Below are 15,597 nucleotides of genomic sequence, written 5' to 3'. Positions count from 1 at the left end.
ACGGTCAGGGACCCTGCACCCCATACTCCGCCAGTAAAGCCTGCAAACGACCATTGGCCCGATAACGCTGCACGCCCTGCTCAAACAACGCGACATAGCGTGGACTGCTTTCCAGTGCCGGGGAGAACGCCAGGTAGATCGGCACATCCGGAGCGCGGCATCCGGCCTCACGCAAGCCGCCCGCCTGCCCCTGACTGGCCAGCATGGCCTGCATCACCCAGGCGTTTTCCAGCACTACATCCACCCGACCGTGCATCAGCTTGCCGATGTTCAAGGCCAATGCCGTATCACCGGCGGCAATCTGGATGCGCTCGCTGTCACCATGGTGCAAGGCGATATACGTGTTCAGTTCATCGCCATAGCTGTAGTCATTGATGACCCCCAGGCGTTGCTCGGCGAGTGATTCAGTACCGCTAAAGTGCCAGGTGGAATCCGGCAAGGTAAAAAAGCAACTACGCGACGACGCCACGGGGGTAGAGCCAAAGAGAAAATCCGGCGCATCCTCAACGCCCGCGCCGATAGCCGCATTCAACTGACCACGGCGCACCTGTTGCAGCGTACGCGCCCAGTTCAACGCCTGGTACTGCACCTCGATACCGGCTTCGGCAAAGATCTCCCGCGCCAGCTCAACAAATATGCCTGGCCGCTCGGCGCCTGGCTGGCAATTCACCGGGCACCAGATATCCCCGGCGATCACCAGCGTCTCGGCCCGCGCCCAGCCGGCTAAGCCCAGCAGCGTCAACAACAATCCACGAGCAACCAGCTGACGGCATATCGACATGCAGGGCTCCAGAGACCAATAAGCTTGCAGCGAGTTTTACCATCCTCAGCCTTCGCTGCGCACCCTTTTCACCGCATCCAGCCACCCGTCATAGAGTTTGCTGCGATGACTGTCCGCCATGCGCGGATCGAACCGCTGCTGACGGTGCCAATGCCGGGCAATGCTCGCCAGGTCTTTATAAAGCCCGGCTTGCAGGCCGGCCAGATAGGCAACGCCAAGCGCGGTGGTTTCCGTCACTTCCGGACGTTCCACCGGTACCCCCAGGATGTCGGCAAGAAACTGCATGACCCAGTTGTTTTCCACCATGCCGCCATCGACCCGCAGCGCACTCGGTTCGGCCGCGCCGTCCTGGCGCATGGCTTCGAGCAGGTCACAGGTCTGATAGCACACTGACTGCAAGCCGGCGGTGACGATTTCCTTGATCCCGGTATCGCGGGTCAAACCAAAGATTGCACCACGGGCTTTCGGGTCCCAGTACGGCGCGCCCAGGCCGGTGAAGGCTGGCACTAGGTAAACTCCGCAGGCATCACCGGTCTGCTCGGCCATGGCTTCGGTATCGCGGGCATGACTGATCAGCTTGATGCCATCGCGCAACCACTGCACAGCAGCGCCCGCGACAAAGATGCTGCCCTCCACTGCATAGGTGACCTGGCCATTCAGGCGATAGCCAACCGTGGTGAGCAGGCGGTTTTTCGAGATCACCGGCGTGCTACCGGTGTTCTGGATCATGAAACAGCCGGTGCCATAGGTGCTTTTGACCATACCTGGCTCGAAGCACGCTTGACCGATCAGGGCTGCCTGCTGATCACCGGCCATGCCCAGCACCGGAATCGCCGCGCCGAGCAGATTGGCATCGGTAATGCCGAAATCAGCGGCGCAATCGAGCACCTCTGGCAGCAGGCTGGCGGGAATCTCGAACAGCTTGAGCAGCTCTTCATCCCACTGCTGGGTGTGAATATTGAACAGCAGGGTGCGCGAGGCGTTGCTGGCATCTGTCTTGTGCGACCTGCCACCGGTCAGGCGCCACAGCAAAAAGGAATCCACGGTGCCAAAGCGCAGCTCGCCACGTTCGGCGCGCTCAAGGGCGCCGGGCACTTTATGCAGAATCCAGCGCAGCTTGGTGGCCGAGAAATACGGATCAATCAGCAGCCCGGTCTTGGCCGCTACCGCGGCTTCATACCCGGCGTCTTTCAGCTCAGCGCAGTAGTCAGCGGTACGGCGGTCTTGCCAGACAATCGCCGGATGGATCGGTGTGCCAGTCTGCGCATCCCACACCAAGGTGGTTTCACGCTGATTGGTGATGCCGATAGCCGCCACATCACTGGCACTCAAACCGCTCTGCTTGAGCGCCTCACGGCATACTTTGAGGGTACTCAGCCATAGCTCTTCGCCGTCATGTTCAACCCAGCCATCCTGCGGGAAGTATTGCTTGAACTCCTGCTGCGCACGCGCGACGGGCAGCCCTTGGGCACTGAAGACAATTGCCCGGCTGCTGGTGGTGCCTTGGTCGATGGCAAGCAGGTAATGAGACATGCAGATTTCCTTATTTTTATAGGCTGTAGAGCGGCTGCTAGCCGCGACCAATTGGTGCAAAGATTGCCTGCGTCAGCTGGGCCAGCACGGTAGCTTCCAGCTGCACCTCCAGGCCGCGCCGCCCGGCGCTGACGTAGATATTCGGAAAGTGCTGCGCCGATTCGTCAATAAAGGTACGCAGGCGCTTCTTCTGCCCCAGCGGGCTGATGCCGCCGAGCAGGTAACCGGTAGCACGCTGTGCAGCAGCGGGGTCGGCCATATCGGCTTTCTTCACCCCGGCTGCCTGCGCCAGGGCCTTCAGGTCAAGCGTGCCGGCCACCGGCACCACCGCCACCAGCAGCTCGCCTTTCTCACTGGCGGCCAGCAGCGTCTTGAATACCTGAGCGGGCTCAAGGTTGAGCTTTTCCGCCGCTTCAAGGCCATAGGAAGCGGCTTTGGGGTCATGGTGATAACTGTGCACCTGGTGCGCAGTTTTAGCCTTTTTCAGCAGATCGATAGCAGGCGTCATGTTCGAATGTGAAAACAATCTGACAAAGTTGGCGTACCTTAGCCGAAAAAACTGCCGGGAGCAGTTTTTAACGTCGCGTAGCGACGGCCCGAAGGGTGGCCGCTGCGGACGGTAGGCCATAAAATCCGCGCGGCAGCCTATAATGGCGCGCACTTTCAAGGAGTTTTCATGACCCTGCCGCCACGCCAACACGACATTCTCGAACTCGCCCGCGAACGCGGCTATGTCAGCATCGACGAGTTGGCCCAGGCGTTTGCCGTCACCCCGCAGACCATCCGCCGCGACATCAATCAGCTTGCCGAGCAAGGTCTGCTGCGCCGCACCCATGGCGGAGCAGCCAGTGAAAGCTCCAGTACGCAGAACACCGCCTACAGCATGCGCGCCGGGCAGATGCGCGATGAAAAGCAACGCATCGCAGCAGCCATTGCCGCACAGATCCCCAACCACGCTTCGCTCTTCATCAACATTGGTACCACCACCGAAGCCATTGCCCGTGAGCTGCTCGGCCACAAGGGCCTGAAGATCATCACCAACAACCTGCATGTAGCGGCCCAGCTCAGCGCCAAGGCCGACTTCGAAGTGCTGCTGGCCGGCGGTACGGTGCGCAGCGACGGCGGCATCGTCGGCCAAGCAGCGGTGGATTTTATCCAGCAGTTCAAGGTCGATTTCGCCCTGGTCGGCATCAGTGGCATCGATGAAGACGGCAGTCTGCTCGACTTCGACTACCAGGAAGTGCGGGTCTCCCAGGCTATTATCAGCAATGCGCGCCAGGTATTTCTGGCCGTCGACTCCAGCAAGTTCGGCCGCAACGCAGTCGTGCGTCTGGGCTCGGTCGCCCTGGTCGATCGGGTGTTCACCGATGCCGCGCCGTCCGCAGCCATAAACCGCCTACTCACCGAGCACAAAGTACACCTCGACCTGGTGTAAGACCGCCAGCACTCGCCCACTCACCTGCCTAGCCGATATCCCGTTACCAATTCCTCACAACCGCTGAGCGCGAAAGCGCACTTCGGGGTGGCGAAGCCGTGCATATTCGACTAGCATATTTTCGAAAGTGAACATTTAAAGTTCAATACTGACTTTCGGTGCCGCCATGCCTACTCGTCCCGCCAGTAACACTCCACTCGCTGAAGTCTATGACCTTGCCGTGATCGGCGGCGGTATCAATGGTGTCGGGATTGCCGCCGATGCGGCCGGGCGCGGTTTGTCCGTGTTCCTTTGCGAAAAGGACGATCTGGCGCAACACACCTCGTCAGCCAGCAGCAAGCTGATCCATGGCGGCCTGCGCTACCTGGAGCACTACGAATTCCGCCTGGTGCGCGAAGCACTGGCCGAGCGGGAAGTGCTGCTTAGCAAAGCCCCGCATATTGTCAAACCCATGCGCTTTATCCTGCCGCACCGTCCACACCTGCGCCCGGCCTGGATGATCCGTGCTGGGCTGTTTCTCTATGATCATCTGGGCAAGCGCGAGCAACTGGCAGGCTCGCGTAGCCTGCGCTTTGGCGCCGGCAGTCCGTTGAAAAGCGAGATCAGCCGCGGTTTCGAATATTCCGATTGCTGGGTTGATGACGCCCGCCTGGTGGTACTCAACGCCATGGCCGCCCGCGAGAAAGGCGCCCATGTGCACAGTCGCACCCGTTGCGTCAGTGCGCGGCGCAGCAAGGGCCTGTGGCATATCCACCTGGAACGCAGCGACGGTAGCCTGTTTTCAATCCGCGCCCGCGCTCTGGTCAATGCTGCCGGCCCTTGGGTCGCGCGGTTTATCCGCGAGGATCTGAAACAGGAATCGCCTTACGGCATCCGCCTGATTCAAGGCAGCCATATCGTGGTGCCGCAGTTGTTCGAAGGCGAGCAGGCCTACATCCTGCAAAACGAGGACCGCCGCATCGTCTTTGCCATCCCCTATCAGGAGCGTTTCACCCTGATCGGCACCACAGACCGTGAATACCAGGGCGACCCAGCCAAAGTGGCGATCAGCGAGGAAGAAACCGACTACCTGCTGAACGTGGTCAACACCCACTTCAAGAAGCAGCTGCAGCGCAGCGACATCCTGCACACCTATGCCGGCGTGCGGCCGCTGTGTGATGACGAATCGGACGACCCATCGGCGGTCACCCGTGACTACACCCTGTCGCTTTCCGCTCATCCCGGCGAAGCGCCGTTGCTCTCGGTGTTTGGCGGCAAGCTCACCACTTACCGCAAGCTTGCCGAATCGGCGCTGGCGCAACTGGCGCCCTTCTTTCCCAAGATGGGCCCAAGTTGGACCGCCAGCAGCCTGCTGCCCGGCGCCGAACAACTGGACAGTCAGAGCGCGCTGATTGAAGCCCTGTGCGCCCGCTTTGGCTGGCTGCCCACCTCACTGGCGCGGCGCTGGGCCAGCAGCTACGGCAGCCGCAGCTGGTTGATGCTCAAAGGCGTGAGCAACCTCAGCGACCTGGGCGAACACCTGGGCGGTGGCCTGTACACCCGCGAAGTCGACTACCTGTGCCAGGAAGAATGGGCCATGCAGGCAGACGATATTCTCTGGCGCCGCAGCAAGCTCGGCCTGTTCACCACCCCGGCGCAGCAAGCCAAACTCGACAGCTACCTACGCATCGAATCACCGCGCAGCCCGGAAGATGCGCACGCCGCCTGAGCACATGCGCCGATATGTCTGAGGCCATAAAAAAGGGCGACCGAAGTCGCCCAAATTGCCTTGCGTGCCCCTGACGGCAGAATCAGCCCTGCTTGCGCTTGTGCGAATCCTGCCAGATGAAATAACCGACACCGGCGAAGAAGGCGACCATCAGACCGACGGTGCCGATACCGGCGAGAACTACGACATCGATAAACATGGTTGCCTCCTGCTGTGAAGCCTGTGTGGGTATGGCTTCAAGTTAACAGGGGCTGCAGGGGCGCCATTGATCCAGATCAACAAGCGGCGGGCGCGGGCCAGATGAGGCTTTGATTAGCTGATCCAGATCAACAAATCAGCCTGTGAAGGAGCCGCCTCAAGGCTTTTTCGGTTTGCCCTTGGGCTTTTTCTTGCCTTTGGGCAGCGGCAGGGCCTGTTCGAAGGCATCGCGCATTTCATTGAGTTTCTTGTCGCGCAGGTCATGGATGCGCTTGTCGCGCTCGGCGGCGAAATCAATCAGCTTGTCGTCTTTGCTCATGGTCTCGGCTTGATCAAACGAAAGGTCAGGTTCAGGCGTGGCGCGCAGGCGCTGCGCGTCTTCGCCACTTGATGCTGCCAATAATGCTGGGTTGGCCCGCGCATGACCAGCAGCGAACCATGCTGCAGCAGCAATGAGTGCTCGATACGGCTCTGCCCTTTTCGGCGCAGATCAAAGCGCCGGGTGCCACCCAGATTCAGCGAGGCGATTAGCGGGTTGGCGCCCAACTCGGCCTCATCATCACTGTGCCAGCCCATGGAGTCCTGCCCATCACGGTAATAATTGAGCAACACGCCATTCAGTGGTTGCCCCACGGCCCGCTCCACCTGCGCACGAATCTGCGCCAGCAGCGGCGTCCAGGACAACGGCTGATGGGTCAACCCGGAATAGCGATAACTAGCCTCGTCGTCACCGTACCAAGCCACCAATCGCGGCACCGGCAGTTGCCGCCCATATATCTGCACCTGCGGCTGCTGCCAGGGCGTCTGCGCACTCAACTCGGCCAGCCAATGATCGGCGGTGGCTGCATCAAGCCAGCTCGCGTGCAACTGCAAGTCAGCATCAGGCAACTGCAACGGGCTGTCGGCAAATAGATCCACGGAACAAAACTCGAACAGGCGGAACACCTAGTGTGCCCAGCTCAGACTTCCACATCCACCCACAAACCCTGACGTGGCAGTTCACTGACCACCGCCTCATCGGCCTCGGCCACTTCACCTTCGGCCAGTTCTTCCGGGGTGTAGCCATGACGGCGCTGGCGACGGCGCTGCTCTTCGCGCAACAGCATTTCCGCTTCCTGCGGATGGCGTTTATCCAGGCTCACGCCACTTTCCTTGGAGCTTTCCGCAGAGGCTGTAACCGGCGGGATTTCCGGGCGCGGCTTGACCACGTCCTGCTGGACGGTAACCGGAACCAGACTGTGGGGGATCGGCGGCAGCATCTATTTAGCCCTCCTTTGGTCAGACTGTCGGCCAGCCAAGCCGCGACTTGAGCCTTGCCTCGCTACACTTTTGATCAACCTAATCACACAAAGTGCCCGATGCGTAGCAATGCGCCTTTGGCCACGGCCCGGCGCTGCGTTAACATAGTCGGCTTTTTCACGCGGGAGACAAGCATGGCGCAGTATGAACCGGGGCAACGCTGGATCAGTGACAGCGAAGCGGAGCTGGGGCTGGGAACCGTTCTGATGCAGGACGGCCGCATGCTTACCGTGCTCTACCCGGCCACTGGCGAAACCCGCCAGTACGCCCTGCGCAATGCGCCGTTGACCCGCGTACGCTTTTCGCCGGGCGATGAGATCACCCACTTCGAAGGCTGGAAACTGACCGTACAGGAAGTCGACGACATCGACGGCCTACTGGTCTATCACGGCCTCAACGCGCAGCATGAAAGCGTTACCCTGCCGGAAACCCAGCTGTCGAACTTTATCCAGTTCCGTCTGGCCAGTGATCGCCTGTTTGCCGGGCAGATCGACCCGCTGCCCTGGTTCGCCCTGCGCTACCACACCCTCGATTACACCAGCCGTCAGTTGCAATCCAGCCTCTGGGGCCTAGGCGGCGTGCGCGCGCAACCGATTGCGCACCAGCTGCACATCGCCCGCGAAGTCGCCGACCGCATCGCCCCGCGCGTATTGCTGGCCGACGAAGTAGGCCTGGGCAAAACCATCGAAGCTGGCCTGGTGATCCACCGTCAACTGCTCTCAGGGCGCGCGAGCCGGGTGCTGATCCTGGTACCGGAAAACCTCCAGCACCAGTGGCTGGTGGAAATGCGCCGGCGCTTCAACCTGGATGTCGCCCTGTTCGATGAAGAGCGCTTTATCGAAAGCGATGCCAGCAACCCGTTTGAAGACTGCCAGCTGGCCTTGGTTGCGCTGGAATGGCTGTGCGAGGACGAAAAGGCCCAGGACGCGCTGTTTGCCGCCGGCTGGGATCTGATGGTGGTCGACGAAGCGCACCACCTGGTTTGGCATCCGGAACACGCTAGCCCTGAGTACGCCCTGGTCGAACAGTTGGCTCAAGTCATCCCGGGCGTGCTGCTGCTCACCGCGACTCCGGAACAGCTCGGTCAGGACAGCCACTTTGCCCGCCTGCGCCTGCTCGACCCGAACCGCTTCCATGATCTGGCCGCCTTCCGCGCCGAAAGTGAGCACTACAAGCCGATTGCCGAAGCCGTGCAGGAACTGCTCGACCAGGGGCGCCTGTCGGATGCCGCGCACAAGACCATTCACGACTTCCTCGGCACCGGCGGCGAAGAGCTGCTGGCCGCCGTCAATGCCGGAGACAGCGAAGCCTCGGCGCGCCTGGTGCGCGAGCTGCTGGATCGCCATGGCACCGGTCGCCTGTTGTTCCGTAACACCCGCGCCGCCGTGCAGGGTTTTCCGGACCGTGAAGTGCACCCCTACCCGTTGGCCAGCCCCGACGAATATATGGAGCTTCCGATTGGCGAGCACGCTGACCTGTACCCGGAAGTCAGCTACCAGGCGCAGCCGGATGTCGATGAAGAACAGCGCTGGTGGAAATTCGACCCGCGCGTCGAGTGGCTGATCGACACCCTGAAGATGCTCAGAAAGTTCAAGGTGCTGGTGATCTGCGCCCACGCCGAAACCGCCATGGATTTGGAAGACGCCCTGCGTGTGCGCAAAGGCATCCCGGCCACGGTGTTCCATGAAGGCATGAGCATCCTGGAGCGCGACCGCGCGGCGGCCTACTTCGCCGACGAAGAGTTCGGCGCCCAGGTGCTGATCTGCTCGGAAATCGGCTCGGAAGGTCGTAACTTCCAGTTTGCCCACCACCTGGTGCTGTTCGACCTGCCGGCTCACCCGGATTTGCTTGAGCAGCGCATCGGCCGCCTCGACCGTATCGGTCAGAAGCACCGTATCCAGCTGCATGTGCCGTACCTGGAAAACAGCCCGCAAGAACGCCTATTCCAGTGGTATCACCAGGCACTGAACGCCTTCCTCGCCACCTGCCCGACCGGTAACGCCCTGCAGCACCAGTTCGGCAGCCGCCTGCTGCCGCTGCTGGAAAGCGGCGACGACGGTGAATGGCAAGCGCTGGTTGATGACGCCAAAGCTGAGCGCATTCGCCTGGAAGGTGAGTTGCACGCTGGCCGCGACCGCCTGCTGGAACTCAACTCCGGCGGTGCTGGCGAAGGCGAGGCATTGGTTGAGGCGATCCTCGAGCAGGATGACCAGTTCGCCCTGCCGATCTATATGGAGCAGCTGTTCGACGCCTTTGGTATCGACAGCGAAGACCATTCCGAAAACGCGCTGATCCTGCGTCCCAGCGAAAAGATGCTGGATGCCAGCTTCCCGCTGGGCGACGACGAAGGCGTGACCATCACCTATGACCGCGACCTGGCCCTGGCCCGCGAAGACATGCAGTTCCTCACCTGGGAACACCCTATGGTGCAAGGCGGCATGGACTTGGTGCGCTCCGGCTCGATGGGCAACACCGGCGTGGCGCTGATCAAGAACAAGGCGCTGAAACCCGGCACCGTGTTGCTGGAACTGCTCTATGTCAGCGAAGTGGTGGCGCCGCGCACCCTGCAACTGGGCCGCTACCTGCCGCCGATCGCCCTGCGCTGCCTGCTCGATGCCAACGGCAACGACCTGGCGGCCAAGGTTTCGTTCGAGAAGCTCAACGAGCAGCTGGAAACCGTGCCACGCGCCAGTGCCAACAAGTTCGTCCAGGCCCAGCGCGACAGCCTCAACCCGCTAATTAATGCCGGGGAAGGCAAGGTTGCTGAACGCCACACGGCGCGCGTCGACGAAGCCAAGCGTCGCCTGGCCGCCGAAACCGATGAAGAGCTGGCCCGCCTGATCGCCCTGCAAGCAGTTAACCCCAGCGTGCGTGACAGCGAACTCAACGCCCTGCGCCAGCTGCGCGAGCAAGGCCTGGCCATGCTCGACAAGGCGGCGTTGCGCCTGGAAGCCATACGCGTCTTGGTTGCCGGTTAATTTCGCCGAGAAAACAAAAGGCCCGCAGATGCGGGCCTTTTGTTTTTGGGGTCAGGCAGGCACCGCCTCAGTCATACCCTGCTGCATCTTGGCCGCATCGGCGACGAAACAGCGCGAGGCTTGCAACAGCGCCACCATGGTCAGCATCAAGGCCACGGGAATCAGATACATGGCGTTATGCAGGCCAACCGCCTTGAAGGTTTCGTTCATTTCACTGGCCCCAGCAGCGAGCATTGCTGCATGGGAGTAGTGATCCGACAGCATGCCCACAGCCAATGGGCCAAGGCCGCCACCAAGCAGATACAGGCCGGCGAAGAACAGCGCCATGGCAGTGGCACGCAGACGGGGCTCGATCACATCCTGAATCGCGGTGTAAACACAGGTGTAGAAGTTGTAGGCAAACAGCCAGCCAATGCTGAACAGCGCCACGAACACAGCGATTTCAATTTGCCCGGCCAGCAGGGCGTAGCCCGTGGCGACAGAGGCAATCAACATGCTCAGTGCGGCAAACAGCAGCCGCCCGGTCTGCCAGCGCTGGTGAATCTTGTCTGCCAGCCAGCCGCCCAGAGTCAGGCCGACCAAGCCGGTTAACCCAACGATTACCCCGGTGGCCATTGCGGCCTGCTCCAGCGGCATCAGGAAGTAGCGCTGCAGCATCGGCACCATGAACGAGTTGCAGGCATAGGTGGCGAAGTTGAAGGCCAGGCCGGCCATCACCAGCCACCAGAAGGTACGGATCGCCATGACCTTGCGCAGGGGTTTTTCCACCGGTGTAGTGCGCGACTGCACCAGCTCGGCCGCGCCGCGTTTGGGTTCTTTGATAAAGAACATAAACAGCGCGAGTATCAGTCCCGGTACGGCGGCAATAAAGAAGGGGGCGCGCCAGCTGTCGAACGCCTTGACCATCGCACCAATGGTGAAAAACGCCAGCAGCAGGCCAATCGGCAGGCCGAGCATAAAGATGCCCATGGCCCGCGCACGTTTGTGCGCAGGGAACAGATCGCCGATCAGCGAGTTGGCCGCAGGTGCATAGCTGGCCTCACCAATGCCGACGCCCATGCGAATCAGCAGGAAGCTCCAGAAGTTCCAGGCCAGACCGTTGACCGCCGTCAGGCCACTCCAGACCGCCAGGCCCCACCCCATGATCTTGCGCCGCGCACCAGTATCGGCCATGCGCCCAAGCGGGATGCCGGCAATCGCATAGACGATGGTAAAGGCGGTACCGATCAAGCCCAGCTGCAAGTCACTGAGATTCCACTCCATGCGGATGGGTTCAATGATGATCGCCGGAATGGTGCGGTCGAAGAAGTTGAACAGGTTGGCGAGAAAAAGCAGGAACAGAATGCGCCAGGCATTCGTCGCTTGAAGGGACTGCTGCTGCATGGAATCCATCTCTATTGTTGTTATCGAAGCAAGTCGGTGACGCTTGGCCAACCGCTGTATCCAGCACGTGAAGGCGCAATCTAGAGCCTTGCGACTATGCTGTCTGTGACTATTTGTGGTGTGTATGCCGGGTAATGGGCGCCCGAGCAAGCACCCAGGTCACAAAGCGCATCGGAAAAACTCCGAATATGCCTAAGTAAAACCATGTGAAACCGCGAGATTTTCCATTTTTCATGCTACAAACAAGCCTGTTGAGCGAAATGTGGCCATTTGCCGCTCCACCCTCGTTAGCCGCCGGACTGTCTCCAAATGAAAACAAAAAAAGACGCTGTGACCCCACCTGCGACCGAAGCCACACTGGCGGGCTTGGCTGATACGCTGCTGGCCCCGCTTGAACCGTTGCCGCCCCCCGCACCGCTGGTACCGGTGCGCATCGACAGCAGCGGTGAGCAATACATGTATTTCACCGAGCGCGACATTGATCGCATCCTCGACAACCTCGACGGCCTGCGCAGCCTGGTCTTTCCTCCAGCGCCACATGACGAAGAGAACGACCGACGGGTACAGCATTTCCCATCGGTGTGCCTGATTGGCCTTGGCCGCTGCGGCTCGAACATCGCCCTAGATGTCGCCTCACTGGTCTACAACGCCCGGCAGTTCTACCTGAGCGAATTCAAAAGCGAAGAAAAAACCGTTGCCGAACAGGACTTCCGCCCAACTCGCTGGATTCGCAGCAACCTGCTGCGGGCACCGAGCAAGGACAGCAAACCAGTATTTCTGATCGAGCCACTGGTCATGCTCGGCGATCTGGATAAGGACATCGAGGGGCGCATCCGCTTCTCGCGCAAGGGCGAAACCAGCGGGTTCCTCAGCGACTACAGCAAGATGAAGATCATGGACCTCTCCGAGGTGCATGCCGGCGGCGCCGGTAACGCGCCGATCCTCGGGCAATACCTGGCCAAGATCATCCTCAACAAGGATACCCAGCGCTTTACCAATGAAGACTGGAAATTCATTCACAGCTACCTGATCGACTCCTGCGGCATCAAGGCCAACCAGTCGCGCCTGTACTTCTACATTTTCAGCGCCGGCGGCGGCACCGGTTCGGGCATGGCCTCAGAGTTCGGCCTGGCCCAGCAATTCGCCTACATGAGCAAGACCTTCGACACCAAGAGCTTCGACGAAACCCCGGAAAACCGCGACCACAGCTTTGTCTTCGAGCCGATCTTCACGAGTGGCATCTGCATCCTGCCGAACATCTCCGACCAACGCAGCGAGATGTCCGAAGCCCTGCACATCAACGCCGGTCGACTGCTATGTAAGTACCTCGCCGAGGAGTGGGACTTCTCCTACAACTTCGATAATGAAGAGAACAGCGAAGAAAGCGTGATGCGCCGCATCCGCCCCTGGAACGCGATGATGCTGATTTCCAACGACATCATGCGCTACGCCGAGGAAAGCGATGACGGCAATATCCAGAACATCGACGTCAACGCCATGGAACGCCACGCCAACCAGTACATCTCGCAGCAAATCTTCAACATCCTCACCGCCCAGGCAGTGACCACCGACTACGACCAGAACTACTTCCGCCGCGCGGGCATCGACATCGGCGAAACCATTCGCCTGGACGCCAACGACCTGTTTATGAGCTTGGCCGGCCCAGTGGCGGTGGCGTATGCCGAATCAGTGGTGCCTGAACAAAGCACCGCCGCGCTGGACAAATTCCGCGTACTGGACAAAGAGCCGTCACGCCTGAATATCGACGACCTGTTCTTCCGCTCCATCGACCTGCCGCATTTCAACAAGGTCACCCAGGCCATTGAGGGCATCAGCCTGCTGCCGATCGAGTCCAAGCGGTATCGCGAAGCGCTGGATGAGTACAAGAAGTCCGATTACAACGCCGCCAAACTCAGCGACCTGCACTTCTTCAAGAACTGCTCCTCGGTGGTGTCGATCGTTTCACTGCCGAAAGACTACAAGCTGTCCTACATGGACCTGAACCGGCTGAAGACCCACCTCAATAGCTTGTTCCCTAACACCACATTGAAGCGCTATGCATTGGTCATCGGCGCGTCGGCCAACCTGTCGCTGACCACCTTGATCGCCAAGAGCCCGTGCCTGTCGGACGACTTCCTGACGCTGATCGTGGCCTTTATCAAGCGTTGCTTCGCCCGCGACCCACATCGTTTCGATGAAAGCCTAGACAACGCCATTCTCGATTTCATCATGAGCGAGGAGTTCGACGAAGTGCGGGTCGACGCCATGCTCAACGAGTACGAGAACCCAGCGAAAATCCTCGACACCAACTGGTATGCGATCAAGCCGATGTACGAGAAGAAGTACCGCGAGTTGATCCACGACCAGGACAAGTTTGTCTCGATCAACGACATCCGCCTGTCCCGTGAAAGCGTGAAAAAGGCGATCAAGTATCTGCGCGAGATCTACCGTCACCGCATCGGCAAGACTCGGGTTATCTCGCTCAATAAGTACCAAGAAGACCCGCAAGAGTAAGGCCGAAGCGCCTGTTTTTCGCTGCAGTCGCTGCGAAAAACAGGCGCCTCACTCAGGCGAGCATGGCTCGCCATTCACTCAGCCAGTTCAGGCTGGCCTGGGTGCCCGCCTCTCCCGGTCGATATTCGGCCGCTATCCAGCCCTGATACCCACCGTCACGCAACGCCATCAGCAGCGGCGCGAATGGCAGCTCGCCAGTGCCCGGCGCACCGCGTCCGGGATAATCGGCAAACTGCACATGGCCGATACGCCCTGCCAACAGCGCGATACCAGCCTGAATATCCATGCCCTGTCGCGCCATATGGTAGAGGTCGTACTGCGCCGCCAGGTTGGGATGACCCACAGCCCTGAGCAACTCATCCAGTTGCTCAGGGGTATTGATCAGAAAGCCGGGCATATCCAGCGGATTGATCGCTTCTACCACCACGCCGATCCCCAATAGCTGAAAAGCTTCGGCGGTCTTGCGTAGGTTGGCGATCAAACAAGCCAACGCTTGCTCAGGCTCAACGCCCTCAGCCAGGCGACCCGGCAACACATTGACCAACGCCGGACGCACCATCGCGGCGTAGCTCAACGCCTGCTGCAACGCAGCATCAAACTCGGCCTGTCGCTCAGGCACTGCAGCCAGACCTAGCCCGCCGCTCATCAGGTCGCCGGCTGGTAGGTTGATCAGGCGCAGCGGCATGCCTGCAGCCTCCAGCGCCTCTTTCAGGCGAATAGCCGGTAACTCATAGGGAAACTGGATTTCCACGCCATCAAAGCCTGCTGCAGAGGCAGCCACCACTCGTTCGATGAGCGGCAGCTCAGTAAACAGCAGCGACAGGTTAGCCGCGATCTTCATGACTGTGGCCCTTGAGGCTGCTGCGCACGATACAGCTGCACCAGCGTCGCCGGGTCACGCTCCAGATTGCCCTTGCTGCCGTGTTGGCGCATCAGCTGCGCGGCCAGACCGCTGAGCGGTGTAGCAGAGCCGACCTGCTGCGACAGTTTGACCGCCGTGTCGAGATCCTTGAGCAAAGTGCGCACATGCCATTTAACCGGCTCGAACTGACTATCGGCCATCTGCGGCGCGAGAATCTGCAGCGGTTTGGAATCGGCAAAACCGCCGGCCAGCGCCGGTGCAATCAAGCTGGCATCAACCCCAGCCTGCTCGGCCAGAGCTACCACTTCGGCGATCACCAACGCGTTACAGGCGACGATCATCTGGTTGCACACTTTGGTTACCTGGCCCGCACCGACATCACCCATGCGCGTCAGGCGTTGCCCCAGGTGCGCGAGGATCGGCCGCACCCGTTCGATGTCCTCAACCCGCCCTCCGGCCATGATTGCCAGCGTGCCATTGGCCGCACCCGGCGTGCCGCCGGACACGGGCGCATCGACCCAGTGCATGCCGCAACGGGCGTGCAACTCAGCTGCCATCTCACGGGTGGCGGCCGGTTCCAGGCTAGAGAAGTCCACCAACACCTGTCCGGGCTTGGCCGTTTCCGCGATGCCGCCAGGGCCAAACACCACCTCGCGCACCACCTCAGTATTGGCCAGGCAAAGCATGACGATATCGGCCCGAGCACAGAGTTGCGCCGGACTGGTCATCACCTGTGCCCCCAACGCTTGCAGTGGCGCGCACTTATCAGGGGAACGGTTCCACACGCTCAGCGGATAACCAGCGGCCAACAAGCGCTGGGTCATAGGCAGGCCCATCAGGCCAATACCAGCAAATGCCAAAGCAGGAAGGGAGGTGGACATAGGCAGACTCCGACTCATTGATGGT

The 15,597-nt window shown here is 60.5% G+C and carries 14 protein-coding genes; 4 read left to right on the top strand and 10 right to left on the bottom strand.

All coding sequences use genetic code 11. The features are described from left to right. Positions 1-4: 4 nt before the first annotated feature. From CUR33_RS08635 to ybaK, 3 genes are read right to left on the bottom strand one after another with little or no spacing between them, the layout of a single operon-like run. The gene (locus CUR33_RS08635; protein ID WP_289239312.1) at positions 5-781 is read right to left on the bottom strand and encodes a substrate-binding periplasmic protein; all 777 of its coding nucleotides are present in this window, start codon (positions 779-781) and stop codon (positions 5-7) included. 45 nt (positions 782-826) lie between these two features. Next, positions 827-2,314, bottom strand: coding sequence for a glycerol kinase GlpK (gene glpK, locus CUR33_RS08630; RefSeq protein ID WP_289239311.1), 1,488 nt, complete (start codon positions 2,312-2,314; stop codon positions 827-829). A 37-nt stretch (positions 2,315-2,351) separates the two neighbouring features. After that, complete coding sequence (gene ybaK / locus CUR33_RS08625; protein ID WP_167141581.1) at positions 2,352-2,822, bottom strand: Cys-tRNA(Pro) deacylase; 471 nt, start codon at positions 2,820-2,822, stop codon at positions 2,352-2,354. A 168-nt stretch (positions 2,823-2,990) separates the two neighbouring features. Here ybaK and CUR33_RS08620 point away from each other — a divergent pair, with 168 nt between their 5' ends. Together CUR33_RS08620 and glpD are read left to right on the top strand one after the other, a co-directional pair. Then, the gene (locus CUR33_RS08620; protein WP_090248296.1) at positions 2,991-3,749 is read left to right on the top strand and encodes a DeoR family transcriptional regulator; all 759 of its coding nucleotides are present in this window, start codon (positions 2,991-2,993) and stop codon (positions 3,747-3,749) included. Between the two features lie 166 nt (positions 3,750-3,915). Further along, positions 3,916-5,457 (top strand): glycerol-3-phosphate dehydrogenase, encoded by a 1,542-nt coding sequence (gene glpD / locus CUR33_RS08615; RefSeq protein WP_289239310.1) that lies wholly within the window; start codon positions 3,916-3,918, stop codon positions 5,455-5,457. 82 nt (positions 5,458-5,539) lie between these two features. On the opposite strand, the gene ccoM is transcribed toward glpD, so the two are convergent. The 4 genes from ccoM to CUR33_RS08595 form a co-directional block, all read right to left on the bottom strand. After that, positions 5,540-5,656 carry a cytochrome c oxidase subunit CcoM gene (gene ccoM / locus CUR33_RS08610; RefSeq protein ID WP_275941110.1) on the bottom strand — a complete coding sequence of 39 codons (117 nt, stop codon included), beginning with the start codon at positions 5,654-5,656 and terminating at the stop codon, positions 5,540-5,542. A gap of 156 nt (positions 5,657-5,812) precedes the next feature. After that, on the bottom strand, positions 5,813-5,974 hold the full coding sequence (locus tag CUR33_RS08605) for a hypothetical protein (protein WP_090248299.1): 162 nt from the start codon (positions 5,972-5,974) through the stop codon (positions 5,813-5,815). Further along, positions 5,971-6,573, bottom strand: a complete 603-nt coding sequence (locus CUR33_RS08600) for an alpha-ketoglutarate-dependent dioxygenase AlkB family protein (protein ID WP_289239309.1) — start codon at positions 6,571-6,573, stop codon at positions 5,971-5,973. The genes CUR33_RS08605 and CUR33_RS08600 overlap by 4 nt, the downstream gene beginning before the upstream one ends. Before the next feature lie 41 nt (positions 6,574-6,614). Beyond that, positions 6,615-6,914 carry an aspartate-semialdehyde dehydrogenase gene (locus CUR33_RS08595; protein ID WP_090248302.1) on the bottom strand — a complete coding sequence of 100 codons (300 nt, stop codon included), beginning with the start codon at positions 6,912-6,914 and terminating at the stop codon, positions 6,615-6,617. A gap of 174 nt (positions 6,915-7,088) precedes the next feature. On the opposite strand from CUR33_RS08595, the gene rapA reads away from it, so the two are divergent. After that, positions 7,089-9,932, top strand: coding sequence for an RNA polymerase-associated protein RapA (gene rapA, locus CUR33_RS08590; protein WP_289239308.1), 2,844 nt, complete (start codon positions 7,089-7,091; stop codon positions 9,930-9,932). A gap of 51 nt (positions 9,933-9,983) precedes the next feature. Here rapA and CUR33_RS08585 read toward each other — a convergent pair whose 3' ends face one another. Further along, the gene (locus tag CUR33_RS08585; protein ID WP_160085092.1) at positions 9,984-11,315 is read right to left on the bottom strand and encodes a spinster family MFS transporter; all 1,332 of its coding nucleotides are present in this window, start codon (positions 11,313-11,315) and stop codon (positions 9,984-9,986) included. Between the two features lie 309 nt (positions 11,316-11,624). Between CUR33_RS08585 and CUR33_RS08580 the strand changes: the two genes are divergently transcribed. Continuing rightward, positions 11,625-13,829 (top strand): hypothetical protein, encoded by a 2,205-nt coding sequence (locus CUR33_RS08580; RefSeq protein WP_090248305.1) that lies wholly within the window; start codon positions 11,625-11,627, stop codon positions 13,827-13,829. A gap of 52 nt (positions 13,830-13,881) precedes the next feature. Here the strand turns inward: CUR33_RS08580 and CUR33_RS08575 are convergent, their stop codons facing one another. Next, positions 13,882-14,670, bottom strand: coding sequence for a hydroxypyruvate isomerase family protein (locus tag CUR33_RS08575; RefSeq protein WP_289239307.1), 789 nt, complete (start codon positions 14,668-14,670; stop codon positions 13,882-13,884). Continuing rightward, a complete protein-coding gene (locus CUR33_RS08570; RefSeq protein ID WP_289239306.1) occupies positions 14,667-15,572 on the bottom strand; it encodes an NAD(P)-dependent oxidoreductase in 906 nt (301 codons plus the stop codon). The genes CUR33_RS08575 and CUR33_RS08570 overlap by 4 nt, the downstream gene beginning before the upstream one ends. Positions 15,573-15,597 lie beyond the last annotated feature (25 nt).

Origin of the sequence: Pseudomonas sp. FEMGT703P, from assembly GCF_002786345.1 — a bacterium.
In the GTDB taxonomy this organism is placed as follows: Bacteria; Pseudomonadota; Gammaproteobacteria; order Pseudomonadales; family Pseudomonadaceae; genus Aquipseudomonas; species Aquipseudomonas peli.
This window is presented reverse-complemented; position numbering and strand designations above follow the sequence as displayed.